This is a genomic window from Brevibacillus agri, assembly GCF_004117055.1.
In the GTDB taxonomy this organism is placed as follows: Bacteria; Bacillota; Bacilli; order Brevibacillales; family Brevibacillaceae; genus Brevibacillus; species Brevibacillus agri.
In genome coordinates this window covers 3,398,936-3,420,422 of record NZ_CP026363.1, presented here as the reverse complement: position 1 = coordinate 3,420,422, position 21,487 = coordinate 3,398,936, and the positions used below count along the sequence as shown (strand labels likewise).

General features: G+C 53.5%; 25 protein-coding genes. 24 read left to right on the top strand and 1 reads right to left on the bottom strand.

The features are described from left to right. The first annotated feature begins 12 nt into the window (after positions 1–12). From BA6348_RS16700 to BA6348_RS16635, 14 genes are all read left to right on the top strand, one after another. Complete coding sequence (locus tag BA6348_RS16700) at positions 13–1,116, top strand: prephenate dehydrogenase (RefSeq protein WP_007785422.1); 1,104 nt, start codon at positions 13–15, stop codon at positions 1,114–1,116. Between the two features lie 81 nt (positions 1,117–1,197). Further along, positions 1,198–2,481 carry a 3-phosphoshikimate 1-carboxyvinyltransferase gene (gene aroA, locus BA6348_RS16695; protein WP_007785420.1) on the top strand — a complete coding sequence of 428 codons (1,284 nt, stop codon included), beginning with the start codon at positions 1,198–1,200 and terminating at the stop codon, positions 2,479–2,481. A 309-nt stretch (positions 2,482–2,790) separates the two neighbouring features. After that, on the top strand, positions 2,791–3,912 hold the full coding sequence (locus BA6348_RS16690; protein ID WP_122953149.1) for an amidohydrolase family protein: 1,122 nt from the start codon (positions 2,791–2,793) through the stop codon (positions 3,910–3,912). Positions 3,913–4,057: 145 nt separating this feature from the next. Beyond that, positions 4,058–4,648: an RNA polymerase sigma factor gene (locus tag BA6348_RS16685; RefSeq protein WP_007785416.1), complete on the top strand. Its 591-nt coding sequence runs from the start codon at positions 4,058–4,060 to the stop codon at positions 4,646–4,648. Continuing rightward, positions 4,645–5,295, top strand: a complete 651-nt coding sequence (locus tag BA6348_RS16680; RefSeq protein ID WP_051353869.1) for a zf-HC2 domain-containing protein — start codon at positions 4,645–4,647, stop codon at positions 5,293–5,295. The genes BA6348_RS16685 and BA6348_RS16680 overlap by 4 nt, the downstream gene beginning before the upstream one ends. A 102-nt stretch (positions 5,296–5,397) precedes the next feature. Further along, positions 5,398–6,342: a tetratricopeptide repeat protein gene (locus BA6348_RS16675; RefSeq protein WP_122953150.1), complete on the top strand. Its 945-nt coding sequence runs from the start codon at positions 5,398–5,400 to the stop codon at positions 6,340–6,342. A gap of 130 nt (positions 6,343–6,472) precedes the next feature. Continuing rightward, entirely contained in the window at positions 6,473–7,591 is a 1,119-nt protein-coding gene (locus BA6348_RS16670; RefSeq protein WP_005831257.1) for a hypothetical protein, read from the top strand. A gap of 9 nt (positions 7,592–7,600) precedes the next feature. Then, positions 7,601–7,816, top strand: coding sequence for an IDEAL domain-containing protein (locus tag BA6348_RS16665; protein WP_005831255.1), 216 nt, complete (start codon positions 7,601–7,603; stop codon positions 7,814–7,816). Between the two features lie 88 nt (positions 7,817–7,904). Continuing rightward, positions 7,905–8,330 carry a DUF2487 family protein gene (locus tag BA6348_RS16660; RefSeq protein ID WP_005831253.1) on the top strand — a complete coding sequence of 142 codons (426 nt, stop codon included), beginning with the start codon at positions 7,905–7,907 and terminating at the stop codon, positions 8,328–8,330. A gap of 222 nt (positions 8,331–8,552) precedes the next feature. Continuing rightward, a complete protein-coding gene (locus BA6348_RS16655; RefSeq protein ID WP_005831251.1) occupies positions 8,553–9,071 on the top strand; it encodes a Rieske (2Fe-2S) protein in 519 nt (172 codons plus the stop codon). Position 9,072: 1 nt separating this feature from the next. Beyond that, on the top strand, positions 9,073–9,744 hold the full coding sequence (gene qcrB, locus BA6348_RS16650) for a menaquinol-cytochrome c reductase cytochrome b subunit (RefSeq protein ID WP_005831250.1): 672 nt from the start codon (positions 9,073–9,075) through the stop codon (positions 9,742–9,744). 29 nt (positions 9,745–9,773) lie between these two features. Continuing rightward, positions 9,774–10,571 carry a menaquinol-cytochrome c reductase cytochrome b/c subunit gene (locus BA6348_RS16645; protein ID WP_005831249.1) on the top strand — a complete coding sequence of 266 codons (798 nt, stop codon included), beginning with the start codon at positions 9,774–9,776 and terminating at the stop codon, positions 10,569–10,571. Between the two features lie 75 nt (positions 10,572–10,646). Next, positions 10,647–11,246: a DUF1405 domain-containing protein gene (locus BA6348_RS16640; RefSeq protein ID WP_005831247.1), complete on the top strand. Its 600-nt coding sequence runs from the start codon at positions 10,647–10,649 to the stop codon at positions 11,244–11,246. A gap of 49 nt (positions 11,247–11,295) precedes the next feature. Further along, positions 11,296–12,111, top strand: a complete 816-nt coding sequence (locus BA6348_RS16635) for a sporulation protein YpjB (RefSeq protein WP_026557099.1) — start codon at positions 11,296–11,298, stop codon at positions 12,109–12,111. A gap of 90 nt (positions 12,112–12,201) precedes the next feature. On the opposite strand, the gene BA6348_RS16630 is transcribed toward BA6348_RS16635, so the two are convergent. Then, the gene (locus BA6348_RS16630; RefSeq protein ID WP_005831244.1) at positions 12,202–13,059 is read right to left on the bottom strand and encodes a YitT family protein; all 858 of its coding nucleotides are present in this window, start codon (positions 13,057–13,059) and stop codon (positions 12,202–12,204) included. A gap of 232 nt (positions 13,060–13,291) precedes the next feature. On the opposite strand from BA6348_RS16630, the gene BA6348_RS16625 reads away from it, so the two are divergent. From BA6348_RS16625 to panD, 10 genes are all read left to right on the top strand, one after another. Beyond that, positions 13,292–13,639, top strand: a complete 348-nt coding sequence (locus BA6348_RS16625) for a nucleotide pyrophosphohydrolase (RefSeq protein WP_025843800.1) — start codon at positions 13,292–13,294, stop codon at positions 13,637–13,639. Further along, positions 13,632–14,384 (top strand): 4-hydroxy-tetrahydrodipicolinate reductase, encoded by a 753-nt coding sequence (gene dapB, locus BA6348_RS16620; RefSeq protein ID WP_005831240.1) that lies wholly within the window; start codon positions 13,632–13,634, stop codon positions 14,382–14,384. The genes BA6348_RS16625 and dapB overlap by 8 nt, the downstream gene beginning before the upstream one ends. 50 nt (positions 14,385–14,434) lie before the next feature. Further along, entirely contained in the window at positions 14,435–14,845 is a 411-nt protein-coding gene (locus tag BA6348_RS16615; protein ID WP_005831238.1) for a methylglyoxal synthase, read from the top strand. Beyond that, positions 14,842–15,543 (top strand): bacillithiol biosynthesis deacetylase BshB1, encoded by a 702-nt coding sequence (bshB1, locus tag BA6348_RS16610; RefSeq protein ID WP_005831237.1) that lies wholly within the window; start codon positions 14,842–14,844, stop codon positions 15,541–15,543. The genes BA6348_RS16615 and bshB1 overlap by 4 nt, the downstream gene beginning before the upstream one ends. 20 nt (positions 15,544–15,563) lie before the next feature. Continuing rightward, on the top strand, positions 15,564–16,679 hold the full coding sequence (gene bshA / locus BA6348_RS16605; protein ID WP_005831236.1) for an N-acetyl-alpha-D-glucosaminyl L-malate synthase BshA: 1,116 nt from the start codon (positions 15,564–15,566) through the stop codon (positions 16,677–16,679). Positions 16,680–16,837: 158 nt separating this feature from the next. Further along, entirely contained in the window at positions 16,838–18,067 is a 1,230-nt protein-coding gene (locus tag BA6348_RS16600; protein ID WP_122953151.1) for a CCA tRNA nucleotidyltransferase, read from the top strand. Next, entirely contained in the window at positions 18,057–19,040 is a 984-nt protein-coding gene (locus tag BA6348_RS16595; RefSeq protein ID WP_122953152.1) for a biotin--[acetyl-CoA-carboxylase] ligase, read from the top strand. Before BA6348_RS16600 ends, BA6348_RS16595 begins: the two co-directional genes overlap by 11 nt. Before the next feature lie 267 nt (positions 19,041–19,307). Beyond that, positions 19,308–20,162: a 3-methyl-2-oxobutanoate hydroxymethyltransferase gene (gene panB, locus BA6348_RS16590; RefSeq protein WP_005831230.1), complete on the top strand. Its 855-nt coding sequence runs from the start codon at positions 19,308–19,310 to the stop codon at positions 20,160–20,162. Continuing rightward, entirely contained in the window at positions 20,159–21,022 is an 864-nt protein-coding gene (panC, locus tag BA6348_RS16585) for a pantoate--beta-alanine ligase (RefSeq protein ID WP_005831229.1), read from the top strand. Before panB ends, panC begins: the two co-directional genes overlap by 4 nt. A gap of 61 nt (positions 21,023–21,083) precedes the next feature. Next, on the top strand, positions 21,084–21,467 hold the full coding sequence (panD, locus tag BA6348_RS16580) for an aspartate 1-decarboxylase (RefSeq protein ID WP_007785399.1): 384 nt from the start codon (positions 21,084–21,086) through the stop codon (positions 21,465–21,467). Positions 21,468–21,487: the final 20 nt, after the last annotated feature.

The window sequence follows — 21,487 nt, the reverse complement described above, 5'->3', positions numbered from 1 at the left end:
CAGGAAGTGGAGATGAAAAAAATTACTATCGCCGTAATCGGAGTCGGATTGATCGGCGGTTCGATCGCTTTGTCGATGCGACGGGACCCCAACATCCGGGTCGTCGGTTACGACGTACGTCAAGAACCGTTAGATAAAGCGTTGACGCTCGGCGTCATCCACGCAGGCACGACCGATTTGCAAACGGCCGTCCGGGAAGCGAATGTCATTTTTCTCGCTGCGCCTGTCGAGCAGATCGTCGCTACCTTGCAGCATTTGCAAGACATGGAGCTGCAGCCAGACGTCATTGTAACAGACGTGGGCAGCACCAAGGCCGGCATCGTCAGACAAGCCGTAGAAGTCATCCCGGAGCGCGTGACGTTCATTGGTGGACACCCGATGGCAGGCTCGCACAAGTCAGGGGTCGAAGCGGCTTCGGACAGGCTGTTGGAGAATGCCTATTACGTATTGACGCCCGCACCGGGCACCCCGCCTGAAAAAGTCGAGCGCCTGACCGAATTGCTCTCGCTGACGCGGGCAAAAGTCGTGCAAATGGACGCTGACACCCACGATCAGGTAGTGGGCGCGGTCAGCCACTTCCCGCACGTGCTGGCATCCGCGCTGGTCAATCTGGTTGCGGGCTACGACGAGGAAAACGGCTGGCACGCACGCCTGGCCGCAGGCGGCTTCCGCGACATTACGCGCATTGCGTCCAGCAACCCGCGGATGTGGCGCGATGTGCTCCTGCAAAACCGCGAGCCGCTGTTAAAAATCGCCAAAGATTGGACAAAAGCTCTGGAGGATGTTATCGAGCTTGTGGAAGAGGGCGATCCAGAAGGCATTGAGCGGTTTTTCCAGACAGCGCGCGATTTTCGCGACGGCCTGCCGGAGCGCAAAGCCGGGGCTTTGCCGCCTCTGAACGACCTGTATATCGACATTCCCGACCATCCGGGGGAGATTGGCCGCATCACGACGCTTTTGGGAGCGAAGCAGATCAACATTACCAACCTGCAAATCAGAGAGACGCGTGAAGACATATACGGAGCGCTGCGCATCACCTTCCATTCCCAGGAGGAGATGGAAAAAGGGGAGGAACTTCTGCGCTTTTTCGATTACAATGTGTACAGGCGTTCCTAAGCCATTTTGTACAAACACACTTTACAACGAAGACGCTTCACAGCATGACTAATTGCTGAAGAGACAAAGGGGAGTGGAACTGTGCTTCGAGTTCGTCAAGCCAAAAAAATAACAGGGACCGTGCGTGTTCCGGGAGATAAATCCATCTCGCACCGCGCTGTCATGTTCGGTGCGCTGGCAGAGGGCGTCACCACGATTGAAGGCTTTTTGCCTGGGGCAGATTGCCTGAGCACCATCAGTTGCTTCCGCCGCCTGGGCATCGAGATCGAACAGCAAGGCGACAAGGTGACTGTTCACGGAAAAGGCTGGTACGGCCTGCGGGAGCCTTTGCAGCATCTCGACGTCGGCAACTCCGGGACGACGATTCGCCTGATGTCCGGAATTATGGCGACACAGCCGTTTCACGTAGTGATGGAAGGCGATGAGTCGATCGCCAAACGCCCGATGCGGCGCGTGATCGGACCGCTTCGCCAGATGGGCGCGAAGATCGACGGCAGAAAAGACGGCGAGTTTACGCCACTCTCGATTCGCGGCGGCAAGCTGGAGGCGATCGCTTACCAGTCTCCGGTAGCGAGCGCACAGGTCAAGTCGGCGATTTTGCTCGCAGGCTTGCAGGCGAACGGCGTGACCAGCGTCACGGAGCCGCATTTGTCCCGCGACCATACGGAGCGCATGCTGCAAGCGTTTGGCGTCTCTGTCGTGCGCGACGGCCTGACCGTATCTGTAGAAGGCGGACAAAAGCTGACAGGACGGGCTATCTCCGTGCCAGGGGACATTTCCTCTGCGGCGTTTTTGATCGCAGCGGTTATGGTTGTTCCCGGCAGCTCGCTGTTGATCGAAAATGTCGGCATCAATCCGAGCCGCACAGGGATCATCGACGTGGTCAAAGCGATGGGCGGAAGCCTGGAGCTGCTCAACGAGCGCGTCGTAAACGAAGAGCCGGTTGCCGATTTGCTCGTGACCCATTCCGAGTTGCACGGCATTGAAATCGCGGGCGACATCATTCCGCGGCTGATCGACGAGATTCCGGTGATCGCGGTCATGGCGACGCAGGCAAAGGGCAAGACCGTGATTCGCGATGCGGAGGAGCTGAAGGTAAAAGAAACCGACCGCATCGCTACGGTCGTAAGCCAGCTCTCCAAGTTCGGCGGTCGTGTCACGCCGACAGAGGACGGCATGATTATCGAAGGCGAGACTCCGCTGACAGGCGCGGTCATCGACAGCATGGGCGATCACCGCATCGGAATGGCGATGGCGATTGCCGGATTGGCGGCAACAGGGGAGACGGGAATCGAAAACGAGGAAGCGATCGACGTATCGTTCCCGGGATTCCACGAGCTGCTTACGCGCATCAGCCAACAGTAAAAAGAGGGAAAGGAGCCTGCCGCTCGCAACCGAGCCAGGCTCTTTTGCCTGTCTACCAACCGCCGGGAAAACGTCGGGACAGGTCTGGCGGTTTTTAGCAAAAATGATTTGACAAGCGCTTACATTCCGTTTATTATAAAACTACAGTATGGTTTCTCTCCACTCCTATCCAATATTATAAAAGCACACGTGTGCTACCGCCGTTTGAATGCGCTTACAATCAACGGCGGTCTTTTTTTGTATTTTTTTCCTTGCCCGCGCATATGCTCGTACAAATTGCAGCTCGATGCGAGGCGGGAGGGGACGAGCGTGCCGGAGCAAGGAATGGTCATTCGAGGAGGAGCGGTAGTCACAGCGCACCGAGTCAAAGAAGCAGATATTTGGATTGCAGGCGGAAAAATCGTTCGCATCGCCAAGGATACCTTGCCCAAAACGACCGCGACGACCGTCTTTGAAGAGGTGGACGCGTCCGGTATGTATCTTTTGCCCGGTTTCGTCGCACTGCCGACACAATCGTTGTATAAAATAAAAGATGGGAAGACGTACATAGAAGTGATGCGAGAGCTCGTCAGGAGCGGTTGTACGAGCTTCGTGGACGTGTTGCGCCCGGAGCCGTGGATGAGCAGGCCGCAGGTGGAATACCAGCAGACGAGGCACTTCAACAGCCCGCTCGACTACGCCTGGCACGTGGCGATCGAGCCTGCCCAGCTACAGCCGAGAACGGTGGCGCAGTACTCAGAGCTCGGCTTTTCTTCCTTTCATGTGACGGTCCGAAGCCCAGAAGAAATTTCCACAATAAATTGGGAAACGCTTTTGCCACTTCATACGTCTAAACAAACGATTCTGCATTTGCATATTCAAAATGATGCTTCCGTAAAAAAAGAACAGCGTGATCTCATTCGGCAGCTTTGGCTGGACGCCACGAGATACTGGAAGGTGCGTACTGTCATTGCTGATCCGTCAGCGGCCTTTGAACCAAAACAATCCGATCCGTTTTTACACATTTTCCGTTTGAACGCTGAAACAACTGACCGGGCTGTCCGATATATATATCAGAGGTTTTACGATAGCTGCCAGGTCGCTTCGCCTCTGCAGGAGGTTCGCATTGACTATCGCAGGAGATGGTGCTCGCCGGAAATCCTGCTTTGTCTGCTCGTCAGACTCGCTTCGACAAACGTTGCCAAGGCGATTGGGCTTTATCCGCAAAAAGGAAGCTTGACACCAGGGGCGGACGCTGATATTGTCTTCCTGAAAAAGGAAAACTGGTTGACAAAGTATGATCTTTCCACTATTCTCAATTTTAGCGAAATGCATCTTCCAGCATCTGTTATGTCGAACGGTAAATGGATGTATCGAAATGCGCAGTTTAGCTCTTCAATCGGGATGGGCAGGCGGATTTTCGACACAAAGCCCAACGCCTATGTCATTTAACCCCAAAATTGGGGGTTTTTTCGTGAAGGATTCCCGCAGTGAGACGAGAAAAGAATCGTAAGGTCGCGCAACTTTTTACATCCCCAGCAGTCTAATATGACAAAGGCCGCTGAGGGATCGGAATCGCAAGGAGGTAATCCTGATCATGACCGATTCCCAGCTTATCCGAGAGATTAAAGAAGGTAATCTGGAATGCTATGCTGAACTGATTCGTCGTTATGAAAAAAAGATCCTCTCATTTGTCACTCACCTTTTGCGCCAGGCTCATTTGGAGCATATCGCTGAGGACATCTGTCAGGAGACGTTTTACAAGGCGTATAAGAGCATTCATTCTTTCCGTGATGTAGAAGCAACCTTCTCCACCTGGCTCTATACGATAGCCCGCAACTCCGTACTCAGCGAATTGCGCAAAAGCCGCAACTCCGACGTGTATCTGGACGATACTTTGCAAGTGCCGATGGCTTCTCCCAAAACCTTGCCCGAGCAGGTGTTGTTGCGCAACGAGCGGGAGAGCATGGTCAGACTGGCGATCAACAACCTGCCGGAAAAGCAGCGTTCCGCCCTGATTTTGCGGGAGTACGAACAAATGGATTACACAGAGATCGCCACGATCCTCAATTTGACCGTCAGCTCCGTGAAATCCTTGCTGTTTCGGGCACGCCAAAGTATAAAAGGCCAGTTGGAAACCTACATCCTGGACCCTCAATTGGATGAAGCTGAAGGGATGAATCGATGATGAAATGTGAAGAAGTGCAGGAAATTCTGCCTGACTACGCCGAAAATCTGTTGCCCGAGGTGACGCAACGCCGCGTCGACCATCATATGGCTTCTTGTTATGCCTGCCGTTCCGACTATGAAATTTGGTCGGACAGCGGGGAGTGGATGGCGATGGACAAGGAAGAGTACCATTCGGTTACGCCTTCCCGTTCCATTGTAGATGCGGTCATGGCCCGGATTTTGTCTGAGGAGCAGTGGGCGATCCCGATTGGCAGAAAAATTTTCAGCGTAACAGCCAGAATGCGACGTATGGGGGCAAGTGTAGCCGTACTTTTGCTGCTGTTGTTTACGTTTACGCTATATGTGAATACAAGCTCCACGGAACAGGCTAACGCCCTCGTCATTAACGGGGAAGTGATGGCGATGAACACGCCAAAGGCACAAGTCATCTCTTCTTCCATGCAAACAGATGATGGTACATACGTTGTAGAAGCACAGCCGCTCTCTTCCCAGGGAGATGCGCTTGCGAGTGCGACGGCTTCCATCGTTCCGCTGGATGGCAAGCCTGCGACAGCGGATGCAGCCAAGCCTAACTATTCGATCGTGCTCAGTGTTTTCGGGATTTTGATAACCGTGTTGACAATGAGCTGGCTTACTCGTGCATAATGGTATAAGATCATTAAGGAAAGAAAAGACCGTCCTCGGACGGTCTTTTGTGGCTATTCATCGAGAATACGGCCGAAGCAAAATACATATGAGGTGAACACGATGCCAAAAAAATGGCTGTATGTCATAGACGAGGCAATCAAGCGGATTGAAAACGACGAGGTGGAGCTGGGCTTGACCGCCCTGCAAAAAGTGCAGGAGCACGGATCTGATCTTCCGGATGTGATGATGTATTTGGCCGAGGTGTGGTACCGGCTGGGACATTTGGAAGTAGCGGGCAAGCTGTTGTCGGAGGTGCTGGAGAAAAATCCGGGCATGGAGCCTTCCTTGCGCAGAGAGTGCCAACTGTTGCTCGCAGAAATTGCCCTTGATTCCAGCGATTTTGAAACCGCGCAGCATTTGCTCTACGAATGCAAGGAATCGGGCTACGAAAGCATTCAGCTTGACCTGTTGCTCGCCGATTTGTACGCGCTGCAAGATTTGGATGAGGTGGCGGTGAAGTATCTGGAGCAGGCAAGGCAAAAAGAGCCGGACAACCAGGACATTTTGGCGGCACTCGGCAATCTGTACTTCCGCACCGGCGAAGACGACGTAGCGATGAAGCTGTTGGAGGAGGCAGGCCACGAGAGCCTCGATCTGCTGCTGACAAAAGGGCGCTCGCTGGCGCAAAGCGGCCAGTTTGAGCAGGCGTACCAGGTGTTCCGCCAGGCGTTGGTGCTCGATCGCTCGCCGGAAGTGCTGTACGGAGCAGCCTTGATGGGCTTCCATGTGGGACGTCTGGAGGAAGCCGTGGAGCTGGTGACCACCCTGCAGGCGATTGACGAGGAATACGTCGCCGCGTACCCTTTGGCGGCAGACATTTACTTGTCGCTCGGCAAAACCGAGCAGGCCATCGACGCCTTGAAGCAATACGTGACGCTGTCCGGCTTCGACCTCGACCAGATTCGCCGCCTGATTGCGCTTTTGACGCAGGCAGGACGGTACGACGAGGCGAAAGAATACCAGCAGTTGCACGACCAATGGGATCACGAAACAGACGAAGAATAGAGCGAAAAAAACGCTCGCGCATAAAAAAATCGACGAACAGGAAGTCACTCAGGTGGCTTCCTGTTTATTTTTCCGCTTATTGGCAAGAATGAGGGATACAAGAAAGCCATCGCAAAGAAGGGATGCACAGATGAACTTGGCTGAGATCTTGGTGTACACCGATATCCGGCAGCTCCATCAGATTGCCAATCACTACGGATGCGAATGCAACCCTCATTCCAAAAACGAGCTAATCACCTCGCTCTTGTCCAGCCTGCGCCATCGGTTGACAATCGCGCAAGAAGTAGCCCAGCTATCCTCGGCAGAAACGCATTTTTTGCTGCAACTGCTACTCGACAAGCGAACCGTCATGTCGCTGGAAGATTTGCTGGCCAAAGCGGGAGTAGCTCTGGAGAGTGCCAAAGAAAAAAAGCAGGAAGAAGCAAGAAAGTTCGTGGCCGCGGCCATGAAAAGAGGATGGATCTTCCCGGCGAAAAGCAAGACGATCGGGCAGTATCAAATTCCGCTCGACATCCGTGAGCCGTACATACAAGCCTGGCTCGATCAGTGGCGCGAACAAAACACGCTGGTCGTTCCGGGACCGGAAGCGTACAGGGATGAAGGAACGGCTCTCTGCGACGATATCATGCAATTTTTACAATTCCTTCAGCAAGAGCCTGTACCGCTTACGGCCGAAGGAGGCATGTACAAAAGGCATCAGCAGCAGTTGTTTCAATTTTTGTACGTGAAGGAAGAACCGCTTTTGCCGCAAAAATGGCGCTTTGGCTACGGACTTCACTTCGATGTGTACCCGGACCGGTTTTCGTTGCTCTACGATTTCTGCTACTACCACAAGTGGATTGAGGAAGCGGAAGGAAAAGTGGCGATTACGGAGGCGGGCCGCGAGCGGCTGGAGCAGCCGTACACCGATCAGCTCTACCACGATGTGATCCGTTTTTGGATGAGGTTGTACAAGCGGGCGATCCCGAATTTGCCGATGCTTGTCCAGTTGATTCCGCTGCTTGCAGCCGGTGGCTGGGTAAGGCAGGAATCGCTGATGAACACGCTGCTTGCGTGGATCAAGGAGTTTTACTACGATGCACCCGCAGATATTTTGGTCAATCGCGTCTGCAAAATGATGGTGCACCTCGGATTGCTTCGAGTCGGCCAAGACGAGCATGAACAGTGGTTGTACACTGCCACCTATGCGAGCCAGACTTGGCTTCGAAAATACAACGGCTTTACGGAAACGACTATTTTATTGAAGTGAGGGATGGGTATGGAGTGGCCAAATTTCTATTCCAACGCGTACGGAACGAACAATCAAATGGTATCCGGGTTGCTTTCTGAGATGGTAATCGACGAGCAAATGCGTCAATACCGCAAGCGGGCGCTTTACCAGGAAATCGATGAGGCGTTGGCTACGAAAAACAAAGAGCTGTTTATCCGCTTGACAGACGAACTGAAAGAAATCATGGCCTACGAAAAGGCCTGAACCTTAGCAGGAAGCGATATTGCGAGTCTCCGCTGATTCATGGTACGCTAGTTTCCGGAAATCTACGCGAAGAAGAGGAGACGACCCTATGCAATGGAATGTAAACGAGTTTGAAAATTGGGAGGAGCTGCGGCCTTATGTGGACACCGCGCTGCTCCCTCTTTATTTGTACCGGGACGGGATCGAGGTAAAAGAGCACGTGCTGCGCATGAACTACTTGCTGAATGTGGCGGCTGGCATCGAGCAGCGCCTGAAGGGAAGGATTCTGTTGTTTCCGCTCAGCTATCGCTTCGCCTGGGAGGAGCAGGAGCAAAAGACGCCGCCGGGCTTCGCTTTTTCCGTTGGACTGCATTTTTCCGGGGACAAAATCCGGCTTGGCGATCAGGGAGAGGCAAGTACGCTCATGCTTCCGGTAGGCGAGGAAGACTTGGATTCGTCGTTGCGCTTTGAAGTGACGGTCGATGTGCTGACCAAAGAAATTATTCGTTTGTGGCAGCAAAAGAGTGCGCAATAGAGAAAGCGTTTTCCGGTAATACTACAGGAAAACGGGAGGGACAAGGAGCAAATTTTGACAAAATGGCAACAATCTCTCCGCAGGCGGTGGTTGGGTTCAGACATGTCCACTGGACATTCTTGACATCTTTATAGGCGTTAGCTATGATTGGGATTGACCTAGTGTATATGTATGAAAACGCCATCGTAGCGCTATTTTACAGGATAAGGAGGGAAAAAAGAGATGGGAGACAAACGCGAAATTTCCAGACGTACATTTTTGAACTACGCACTCATGGGAACTGGCGGGTTCCTTGCTGCGGGTATGATTACCCCTATGATTCGTTTTGCGGTTGATCCTTTACTGCAAGGACATGCAGGTGGAGATAAAGTGGCTGTTGGTTCACCAGATGAGTTTGGTCCGGAACCAAAGCGCGTTGAGTTTAAAGTACATACCAAGGACGGTTGGTATGAATCTGAATCTACTTTATCTGCATGGATTACGAAGAATGACAAGGGTGAAATCCTCGCTCTGTCCCCGATCTGTAAGCACTTGGGCTGTACAGTAAACTGGAACGAAAGTGCCGATCATCCGAACCAGTACTTCTGTCCATGCCACTTGGGCCGTTATACCATTAACGGCGAACACATTCTGGGGACACCACCAACGGCATCTCTTGATGAGTATGAAACAGAAGTGAAAGACGGCAAGTTGTATTTGGGTAAAGTAAAGGCAAATCCTCGTCCGGGGGTGAACGGCTAAGATGTTGCAAAAAATGTATGATTGGGTCGATGAGCGCCTGAATATCACTCCAATGTGGCGTGACTTGGCCGACCACGAAGTACCTGAGCACGTGAACCCGGCACACCACTTCTCTGCGTTCGTTTACTGCTTTGGGGGCCTAACGTTCTTTATTACCGTTATTCAAATCTTGTCTGGTATGTTTTTGACGATGTATTACGTGCCAGACATTATTAACGCATACGAATCTGTCAAATACCTGCAGAACGAAGTAGCGTTCGGGGTAATCGTACGCGGTATGCATCACTGGGGCGCGAGCTTGGTCATCGTGATGATGTTCCTACATACGTTGCGTGTTTTCTTTACAGGTGCATACAAAAAGCCTCGCGAGCTGAACTGGGTTGTGGGCATGCTGATCTTCTTCGTCATGCTGGGACTTGGCTTCACAGGTTACCTCCTGCCATGGGACAACACCGCATACTTTGCGACAAAAGTAGGTCTGGAGATTGCAAACTCCGTTCCGATCATCGGTCCATATGCGAAAATGTTGCTGACAGGCGGAGACATCGTAGGGGCACAAACTCTTTCCCGCTTCTTCGCGATTCACGTGTTCTTCCTGCCTGGCGCATTGCTCGGCCTTTTGGGAGCACACTTTGTCATGATTCGTTCGCAAGGTATCTCGGGTCCACTATAATCGGTCTTCGATAAAAAGGAGGAAATAGCATGGCAAAACAAGACAAAGATGCTACCTTCGTCGGAGATTCCCGAGTATCGGCGAAGCGTATCCCTAACATTTCTCCATCCTACTCCGATTTTCCGGGAAAAAATGAGCCGTTCTGGCCTAACTTCCTGCTGAAAGAGTGGATGGTGGCAGCAGTTTGCTTGGTTGGCTTCCTCGTGCTGACGGTTTCCCATCCGTCGCCGCTGACAGACAAGGCAAACCCGAATGATACGTCATTCGTTCCATTGCCAGACTGGTACTTCCTGTTCCTGTACCAAATGCTGAAATACCCTTGGGCTGCGGGTGACTGGGTAGTCTTCGGGACCATCGTTGTACCAGGTATCGCATTTGGTGCTTTGCTGCTCGCGCCTTGGCTGGACACCAGCAAAGAGCGTCGTCCATCCAAGCGTCCGGTTGCTACAGGCTTGATGCTGACAGCTCTCGTAGGGATTTTCTACCTCACTTGGGCAGCCGATCATGAGCACTCCCTCAACCATCCGTCCAGCAAAGATGGTGGCGGTGCTGGTCACGGCGGCTCCAGCGCGGCTGCGCCTGCACCTGCTGATACCAGCTTTACAGCAGATGCAGTTTGGAAAGCGCAAACAAGCTGCATGGGTTGCCACGGCAAAAACATGGAGGGTGGCATGGGGCCAAATCTCCAGAAGATCGGTGAAAAATACGATGCAACGCAGATTGCCGACATCATCAAAAACGGGAAAGCACCTGGAATGCCAGGCGGCTTAATCAAGGATGATGCGGAAATCGCTAAGCTTGCTGAATACATGGCAACCTTGAAATAAGCTAATAAGGAAAAAGCTGGCTGACGATGCGGTCAGCTTTTTCTTTAGCGGCGTACACAGCGGGAGACGATAAACATGATCTGGATATGGGAGTGGTTTATACATTCTTTGGGGAAAAGATGGTTTCTATGGACGCTGTTTATCGTAAACCTGCTGGGAACTATATACGGATTCATCTGGTATAAAAACCAACTGGCAGAAACGCCAGCGTACTTGACTCCTTTTGTTCCAGACAGCCCGACAGGTAGTGGACTATTCACGCTGGTACTCCTTACTTATTTGTTGGGTCGCCATATCCCGGTACTAGAAGCGTTGGCAGGAATCACCAATTTCAAGTACGGTGTATGGGCCGTCTGCATCATCTTAGCGGGTTGGATGATGGGGAATGAAGTGCGTTGGACAGATGTGATGTTAATCTTTTCCCATGCAGGCATGGCGGTTGAATCAGTTTTGTATGCACGCTTTTACAAATTAAGCATCCTGCCAGTGGGGATCGCTGCCTTGTGGACACTGAACAACGACTTTTTGGATTACGTCATGGACATCCATCCGTGGTTGCCGAGTGTGCTTGACCCGTACGAAGGTTTTGTGGGACTGTTTACCGTGCTTCTCAGCCTGATTTCCATATCCGTCATCTGGCTCGTAAACACAAAGCACACGATAAACAAGGTCTAATCTTGTCCTCCTTTCCATAGGCTGTACTAGGGGAAGGAGGTTTTTTGCGTTGAAGAAAAACATCCGCTTTTTAATGTTTTTTCTCGCGATCGGGCTGTTTTTGTCGTGGCCGATCCACAGCCTGTACTCGAAGCTGAACCAGCCGATCGAGGAGCAGCAGCTAGTGGCACTGGATCAGATCGCGAATGAATTTTTGACCTACGCCAAAAAAGGGGATCTCGAAGGAGCGCAGCAGCGGATTATCCAACTGGCTGAGAAGTTTCCCAACCAGCATTTGACCTATCCGATTCGGATTGAAAGTCTGAACGCGGTTACCCAATCGATTTTGGCGGCTAAAAAAAGCTTTGCCTCCACGAACGTAAGCGAGCAGCAGTTGTTGTGGCACGCCACGCAGGTTCGTGTAGCGATTGACTCCCTGACGCACGAGCATCAGCCGATGTGGCGCAGCTATTATCCATCCCTTGTGACACAGGTGCAAAATTTGCAGCAATCCGCCGTGGAACGCAATTACAACCAGTTCCGCGAGCAGTTTGATGAAAACTACCGCCTGTTTTTGGCGATCAAACCGGGAATGAGCATCCAACTCCCCGAGGATCAGCTCGCTTCCATCTCTGCGGCGTATGACGTCATCTCCAAAGAGATGCGAAACGCGCAAATGGATTGGCAGCTCGTCAGGGAAGCTTTGCGCGATTTGAACGGCTCGATCCAGACAGCGTTTGTCGGCGAGGAGAAAAGTACGTTTGCCCGCCTGATGATGCGGCCTGACTCGCCACTGGCGATCCTGTTTTCGATCTCAATTGCGTTGGTCGCTGCCTTGGCGTACGTGGCCTGGAAAAAATACAACGGGGAAATCCGTTCTGCCTAATGAAGCGAAGCGCATACAAAAAAACCTTGCCGAAAAACAGGCAAGGTTTTATTTTTGGTGCAATGTCGGCCTTCCTTACTCGCGTCACGCTTAGTCATGCAAAGGCTTCTTGTTTTCATCAAGCGTAAAGCCTTCGCCGAGCACTTCGTGAACATCGTTGACGATGACGAATGCGTGCGGGTCGATCTCCTGCACGATCGTTTTGAAGCGCATGACCTCGTTGCGGCCGACGACGACGTAGATCACTTTCTTTTCTTCGCCGGAGTATGCGCCTTTACCAGCCAGGAGCGTTACGCCTCGGCCCAAATCGAGAATTTGCCGGGAGATTTCTTCTGCGTGGTTGGAAATGATCGTCAGCGCTTTTCCGGCATAGGCACCGTCCTGTAAAAAGTCGATGACGCGGGCGGCAATAAACACGACGACGAGCGTGTACATCGCGCTCTCCAGGTTCAAGTATACGAGCGAAGCGCCGATGACGAGGATGTCGCCGAAAAACAGCGTTCTTCCCATGCTCACGCCCATGTACTTTTGCAGCAATCGGGCGATGATGTCAACGCCGCCAGTCGTTCCGCCGTAGCGGAAAATAATGCCCAAACCGACACCGACAGCCACGCCGGCGTACAAGGATGCGAGCAGACGATCGTGCATCACGAGCGGCAGCACGCCATCAAACGCCGAGAGGAAGACAGAGAGCGAAACGGTCCCTAAAATAGTATAGAAAAAAGCAGTGCGGCCGAGAATTTTCCATCCTAAAATGAACAGCGGCACGTTCAGGGCGAAGAAGACGATCCCTTGGTCGATAGCGGGAAACAACAGCTTGAGTAAAATGCTGATCCCCGTGATCCCGCCCTCGGCAAGGTGGTTGGGGATATTGAAGGCGTTAATGCCGAATCCCATAATGGCAGAACCGATAATGATAGCGATGATGCTCTTCCAACGTATGTTCATAGTGTCCTCCTGTTTTGCCGGAGCGAAAAATGACGCTGTTGATCGTCCGACATGTTGTGCAGTAGTGCGGGCGAAATACTCAATACCTTAGGGCCATCCGAAAGCCATTATAAATGAACGATTATTTGATTGTCCATATGTTGGAAGACGAAGTATTGAGATTTGGCAAACGCAGCCTTTTTGTGTACGATAGGTGAAAGAGAGAAGGATGAAAAACAAAAGGAGTGGGCAGATGGAACGGCAAAAAACCATGCAGGAAATGCAGCAGGAAGTGGACCAATACATATCGCAATTCAAGGAAGGGTATTTCTCGCCGCTTTCCATGCTGGCGCGCATGACCGAAGAAGTCGGGGAGCTGGCGCGGGAGATCAATCACTTTTACGGCGAAAAGCCAAAGAAGAAAGACGAAGGCGAGAAAACCGTCGAGGAAGAGCTGGGAGACGTGCTCTTTATCGTGATCTGCTTCGCGAACTCGCTTGGCATCGACCTGCAGGAAGCGTTTGATCGTATTATGCACAAATTCAACACACGCGATAAAGATCGCTGGACAAGAATTGAGGAGAACAACCAACATGGATAAACAGATTCGCGTAGCGGTTGCAGGCGCAAATGGCCGCATGGGCCAGGAAGTAGTGAAAATGCTGGCGCAGGACGCGCAGTTGATCTACACCGGAAATTTGGATACTCGCCTTGGCAGCGAAGAAATCAACAAACAGATGGAAGAAATGAAGCCGGATGTGCTCGTCGATTTTACCACGCCGCACAGCGTCTACAAAAACATGGAGCTGTGTTTGGCCCATGGGGTGCGGCCAGTGGTCGGGACTACGGGCTTGACTCCAGAGCAGTTGCAGGAAATGACAGATCGCTACAAAGAGGCGGGGCTTGGTGCCATCATCGCTCCGAACTTTGCGATTGGCGCTATTTTGTGCATGAAATTTGCCGCGATGGCAGCCAAATATATGCCGCATGTGGAAATCATCGAGCTGCACCATGATCGCAAGCTGGATGCGCCGAGCGGTACAGCGTTGAAGACAGCGGAGATGATCGCCGCGGTACGCCAGGAGCTGAAGCAGGGGCACCCGGAAGAAGCAGAGACGATTCCCGGCGCACGGGGAGCGGAGTACGAAGGTTTCCGCATCCACAGTGTGCGCTTGCCGGGAATGGTCGCTCACCAGGAAGTGCTGTTCGGTTCGACCGGGCAAACGTTGTCCATTCGCCACGATTCGATCAACCGCGAGTCGTTTATGCCAGGCGTTAATTTGGCGATTAAGGCCGTCATGAGTATGTATGGCTTGATCTACGGTTTGGAACATCTGATTGATTAAACGTTTGATTAAAAAAGCGATCTCTATCGAGACATAAGGGAGAGTTTCTCGTGAAAATAGCATTGATTGCCCATGATCGAATGAAAGAAGAGATTGTCCAACTGGCCATGGCCTACGAATCCATCCTGGCGGAGCATGAGCTGTACGCCACAGGAACGACGGGCGGAAGAATCATGGATGCCACTTCGCTGAAACTCACCAGGTTTTTGTCCGGCCCATTAGGCGGCGATCAGCAGATTGGCGCGATGATTGCCAAAAACGAGATGGACCTGATTATTTTCTTGCGCGATCCGCTTACCTCCCAGCCGCACGAACCGGATATTATCGCGCTTTTGAGACTGTGTGATGTGCACAAAATTCCGTTTGCCACCAACCTTGGCTCTGCGGAGATTATGCTCAAGGCGCTGGAACGGGGAGAGCTGGCTTGGCGTGACGTGCTGCACAAGGAGAACGAAGCATGAGTACACGCGAACTCGACATTTTGGCGATTGGCGCCCATCCCGATGACGTGGAGATCGGGGCGGCAGGCAGCCTGCTATTGGCGGCAGCTTCCGGCAAACGGACAGCGATTCTCGACCTGACTTACGCTGAACTGTCGTCCAACGGTACGGTGGAGCGCAGACAGCAGGAAGCGGCTGCGGCCGACAAGCTGCTCGGAGTGTGTGCGCGCTACAATTTCGGATTGCCTGACCGCGGGCTGGAAGCTGTCAGGGAGCAAGCGATCGAGCGTGTGGTGAAGCTGATTCGGAAGACGCGTCCGCGCACCGTACTCGCCCCGTATTTTTCCGATCGCCATCCCGACCATGAGAGCGTAAGCCGCATCGTGCGCGAAGCCATCTTCAACGCGGGCATCCGCAAGTACATGCCCGATCCGGAGCTGCCGACGTATCGTCCCGCTCAATTTCTGTACTATTTTATTAATTCGACGGTAACGCCGCAGGTCGTGGTCGATATTACTACGGTTTTTCCGCAAAAAATGGAAGTCCTCCGTTGCTACCGCAGCCAGTTCGAGCTGGAAGAAGGCAGCGTGCAAACACCGCTCACGAACGGGTATCTCGAATCCGTCGAGTACCGCGAGCGGTTGTTTGGGCAGCAGGCAGGCGTCCGTTATGCCGAAGGGTTTGTCAGCGCTGCGCCGTATGTATTGACCAGCTTGTGAGAAGGAGTGACACCTAAGAAATGAAGATCGGGATTACGTGTTATCCATCGCTGGGAGGGTCCGGGGTCGTTGCGACGGAACTAGGCAAGCTGCTGGCGGAGCGGGGGCATCAGGTGCACTTCATTACGGGCGGGATGCCTTTTCGCCTCGGTGCCTTCCACCCGAACATTTTTTACCATGAAGTAGAAGTGAACCATTACGATGTATTCAAATACCCTCCCTACGACTTGACGCTGGCAAACCGGATGGCGCAGGTGGCCAAAACGGAAAACCTGGACTTACTGCACGTACATTATGCCGTGCCGCATGCGCTGTGCGCGTTTTTAGCGAAGCAGATGGTCGGGGATCATTTGAAAATCGTGACGACCTTGCACGGGACGGACATTACCGTTTTGGGCTATGACTCGAACCTGAGTGACATGATCCGCTTTGGCATCGAGCGCAGCGATCTGGTGACGGCTGTGTCCAAAGACTTAATCAGGCAGACAAAAGAGCTGCTGCACGTCGAAAAAGAAATCGTTCCCGTGTACAATTTCGTCGACAAGCGCCGCTACTATCCAAAAGAAGTAGAGAAGCTGAAAAAGGTGTTCGCGCCGAATGGTGAAAAAATTCTCATGCACATCTCCAACTTCCGCCCGGTCAAGCGTGTCCCGGACGTCATTGAGATTTTCGCGCGGGTCAAGGAAGCAATGCCTGCCCGGTTGATCCTGATTGGCGAAGGGCCGGAAATGGGGGCGGTCCGCAAGCAGATTGCCGAGCAAAATTTGACGGACGATGTCTGTTTTCTCGGCAAGCAGGAAGACGTCGCGGAAGTGTTGTCCATGGCCGACCTGATGCTGTTGCCGTCGGAAAAAGAAAGCTTCGGGCTCGTTGCGTTAGAAGCGATGGCTTGCGGCGTGCCTGTTGTGGCGACGGTTGCCGGCGGGATACCCGAAGTCGTGGTCGACGGCGTCAATGGCTTTTTGCGCCCGATTGGGGATGTCGAAGGCATGTCGCAGGCAGCGATTCGCCTGTTGCAAGACGAAGCGTTGTACCGCGAGTTTTCCGCAAACAGCATCGAGCGCTCCTGCAAAACGTTTTGTCACGAGACGATTGCCTCCCAGTACGAGGCTCTCTATACAAAGTTGCTCGGGTAAGCTTTTTTGCCGCAAACGGTCACGCTCACTGGCGGGACAGATTGCTTTTCGCCAGTTGATGCAGTTTGGATACGAAAATAAAGAGCCCATACAAAAATCTCATGCGTATCGCCTCCTTATGTAATCAGGTGAACCATGCGAGAAAGGGGGGAAGTGGCATGACGCTCCATCTGGCTAACCAGATTCTGGAAACGTTGGAGAAGCACGGCTTTGAAGCGTATTATGTCGGCGGCTGCGTCCGCGATTGGCTGTTGTCTCGGCCGGTGCACGATATAGATATATGTACGAATGCCCATCCTAGCGACGTCATCCGCTTGTTTCCCGATCACGTCCCGACCGGACTCAAGCATGGAACGGTGTCCGTGAGAATCGAAGGGCAGTTTTTTGAAGTGACGACGTACCGGACGGAAGGCAAGTATGAAGACTACCGCCGTCCTGCTGATGTCCAGTTCGTTTCCGAGCTGAGACTGGACCTTGAACGCAGAGACTTTACGATGAATGCGATGGCGATGAACCGCGCAAAAGAGCTGCAGGACCCGTTTGGCGGGCGGGCGGATATCGCGCAAAAGCTGGTGCGGGCCGTAGGCGAGCCGCTGGAGCGTTTTCGCGAGGATGCGCTGCGGTTGTTGCGGGCGGTACGGTTCGCCTCCCAGCTTGGCTTTTCCATCGAGGCGCAGACGCTTGCCGCTATGCAACAGACGGCTCCGCTCCTGTCGCATATCGCGGTGGAGCGCGTCCGCGAAGAGCTGAACAAAATGCTCGCCAGCGATTCGCCGCAAATCGGCTGCGCGTTGATTAACAAAACAGGGCTGTTCGGGTACGCTCCTGGCTTGCAGCGGCTGTTTCGCGATGCGGCTTCCGAGTTTTGGCGGGCTGTCCATGTGGAGAGTCTGGCGCAAAAATGGTCGCTTTTGCTCTATGCGGCGCGTTTTACTGCGGCGGAGTCCAAAGCGTTTTGCCAGTCGCTGCGGATGTCCAAACGGGAGACGGAGACGATCGTCGGCTTTGTGGAGCTGTTGGAGCGCATCCAGCCAAAATGGGACGCGCCCGAGACTGTCGAGTGGGGACAGTTGCTGCTTGATGCCGGCTGGGACACGTGCGAACAGCTTGCCGGGATATTGCAAAGCTGCTGGTGGAAGCAGCCAGCGCAGACGCACAGCCTGATGCAGACATTGGTCGAACAGTATCGGGCCATGCCTGTGAAAACGATGAAGGAGCTGGCGGTGACAGGGCTTGACCTGCAAGTCGCGCTGCAAAAGAAAGCGGGCGAGTGGATTGTCCACGTGCTTCGGGCGCTGCTTGCGCAGACAGCTCTCCACGGCTTGCCGAACACGCCGGAGGCTCTAATCGAAGCTGCAAAGAAAGAGGTAGCGCAAGATGAACATTAAACAGGTCATTCTTCAAGCATTTCGCGACCAGCCAGGGCGCTTTATCTCTGGCGAAGAATTGAGCCAGACGTGCGGCTGCTCGCGAACGGCCGTCTGGAAGCATATAGAAGAGTTGCGGCGGGACGGCTACGAGGTCGAGGCGGTTCGCAAGTCGGGCTATCGTCTGCTGGCCGCGCCGGATCGGCTGTCAGCCGCGGAAATTATGGCAGGGCTTGCCACGACAAGGATCGGACAGCACGTCATCGCCCACGACGAGGTCGTCTCGACGCAGCCGCTCGCGCATGAGGCGGCGGCAAAAGGGGCGCAGGAAGGCACGCTTGTTTTGGCGGAACAGCAGACAGGCGGCAAAGGGCGGCTGGGACGTCCGTGGCACTCTCCGAAAGGGACAGGCATCTGGATGAGTCTGATCGTCCGTCCTGCGATTCCGTTGCCGAAAGCGCCGCAGATGACCTTGCTGACGGCGGTGACCGTCGCGAGGACGATTCGGGAAGAAACCGGACTAACGGTCAAAATCAAATGGCCGAACGACATTTTCATTGGCGATAAAAAAGTGTGCGGAATTTTGACCGAGCTGAATGCGGAAGCAGACCGGGTCAACTATTTGGTTATCGGCATCGGGCTGAACGCCAACAGTGTACAGGCTGACTTCCCGGAAGAGCTGCTTTCGATCGCCACGTCGTTGCGAATCGAGTCGGGCACCCCGGTCAAGCGCGTCGCGTTCATCCAGCGCTTTTGCCAAAACTTCGAGGAAGAGTACGACCATTACTTGCAGGAGGGCTTCCAGCGGGTGAAAGACGAATGGGAAGCCAACTCCTACTCGATCGGCCGCTGGGTGACGGTGCAGACGATCTCGCAAAAGCTGGAGGGCCAGGCAATCGGCCTCGATGAAGAAGGCGTGCTGATGATCGAGGATCGCGCCGGACAAATTCATAAAGTGTATTCGGCCGACGTCAATTATCGTGCAAATGTGTAGATGATTTGCTATACTCCAAATGGGAGGCTGTATCTGTGGCAGAACGGTACTCCCGGAGTATTTTTGGCATGATTGGTGTATCAATAAGGCAATAGTGCAAGGACAAAAATCTGCTCAGAGCCTTTGTGGACCGAGACAGAAGGAATCCGTTTATGACAAGACAAGTATGTCTCTTTGGCATGGACAACCTTCTCCGCATTTGAGCGAGAAGGTTTTTTTGTTCCTCTCCATCCACGAAGCCTTGGCGCGAAAGAGGAGAAGACGCAAATGGCAAAACAAGTCACGACTTCCGACATCCGCAAAAAGAAAGAAGCGGGCATCCCGATTTCGATGGTGACAGCCTACGATTTTCCATCTGCGAAGCTGGTGGAAGAAGCAGGCGCGGACATGATCCTGGTTGGCGACTCGCTGGGGATGGTCGTTCTGGGCTACGATTCGACCGTGCCGGTGACGATGGACGACATGCTCCATCATACGAAGGCGGTCACGCGAGCGGCCAAGCGCGCTTTTGTCGTCACGGACATGCCGTTTCTCAGCTACCACGGAACGATTGAGGAAGCGGTGAAAAACGCGGGCAGACTAATGCAGGAGGGACTGGCGAAAGCGGTGAAGCTGGAGGGCGGAAGCGAGCTTGCGCCACTCATTACCCGTCTGGTGCAGGCAGGCATTCCCGTCGTCGGGCACATCGGCCTCACGCCGCAGTCCGTGCATCAGCTTGGCGGCTACAAGGTGCAGGGACGAGATTTGGAGGCGGCGAAAAAATTGCTGGACGACGCCTTGGCGATTCAACAGGCAGGGGCTTTTGCCATCGTGCTGGAATGCGTGCCGGAAGAAGTAGCGAAAATGATCGCCGAAAAACTGGAGATCGCGGTCATCGGCATCGGTGCCGGGGCAGGCTGCGACGGTCAGGTGCTGGTGTTCCACGACCTGGTTGGCTACGCTTCCCAATTGACCCCGAAATTCGTCAAGCGCTACGCGGACATCGGCACGTCCATCCGCGAAGCGGTCGCCGCGTATATTAAAGAAGTCGAGCTTCGGCGTTTCCCTGGACCCGATCACGTTTTCCACGCGTCCGAAGAAACGATCAAGGAGCTGTACGGGGAAGGAGTGACCCAGGCATGATTCAAACGATGCAGCAAATATCCACCATCGAGGAATTGCGCGTTCAAATAAAGGCAGCACGACTGCAAGGAAAAACGATCGGCTTCGTGCCGACCATGGGCTTTTTGCATGAGGGGCACCTCAGCCTGGTCAAAGCGGCCCGGGAAAAATGCGACCTGGTGGTCATGAGTATTTTTGTCAATCCGCTGCAATTTGGCCCAAACGAAGATTTTGAGCGCTATCCGCGCGATATCGAGCGCGACAGCCAAATGGCGGCGGGGGCGGGAGTCGATCTCTTGTTCACCCCGTCCGTGGAAGAAATGTACCCAAGGCCGATTTTGACGACGGTATCGGTCGCAAATGTCACGACACCACTGTGCGGCGCTTCCCGTCCGGGCCATTTTGACGGGGTATCGACGGTCGTACTGAAGCTGTTTTCCATCGTCCAGCCTGACTACGCCTTTTTCGGGCAAAAAGACGCCCAGCAGGTGGCTGTCGTCACGCAAATGGTCAACGATTTGTCCGTTCCAGTCGAAGTAATCCCGTGCCCGATCGTCCGGGAAGCGGACGGGCTGGCGATGAGCTCGCGCAACGTCTACTTGTCGGCGGAAGAGCGCGAACAGGCTCTCGTCCTCTCGCAAAGCTTGCGGCAGGCGGCGGCATGGCTGGAAGAAGGGCTGCCGCTGGAACAGATCAAAGCGCGCATCAGACAGATGATCGCAGACAAACCGCTCGCCGAGATCGACTACGTAGAGATTTTGCGCTATCCCGATTTGCAGCCTGTAGAAACCGAACTGCCGGGACAAGCGATTATCGTGGCGCTGGCCGTTCGCTTTGGCAAGACGCGCCTGATTGACAACCTGATTGCCGCGATCCGTTGACCGATAGGGACAGGCGATTAGCGGATACTTATTTTCGAGAACGCCAAAGGAGGAAATGCCTGTGTTTCGCACTATGATGAAGGCGAAAATTCATCGCGCTACCGTGACGGAAGCCAACCTCAACTACGTGGGCAGCATTACGATCGACAAAAATATTTTGGATGCACTGGATATTTTGCCGAACGAAAAAGTGCAAATCGTCAACAACAACAACGGTGCCCGCCTGGAAACGTACGTCATTGAAGGGGCGCCAGGCAGTGGCGTGATTTGCCTGAACGGCGCAGCCGCCCGTCTCGTGCAGGAAGGCGACATCGTCATCATTATCGCCTACGCCATGATGACAGACGAGCAGGCGCGCACGTACAAGCCGCGCGTGGCGATTATGGACGAGCACAACCGGATCAAGGAAATGCTCGGCGAGGAAGTGCACGGGACCATCGTCTAGGCGAGGGCCGCTTGTACGCA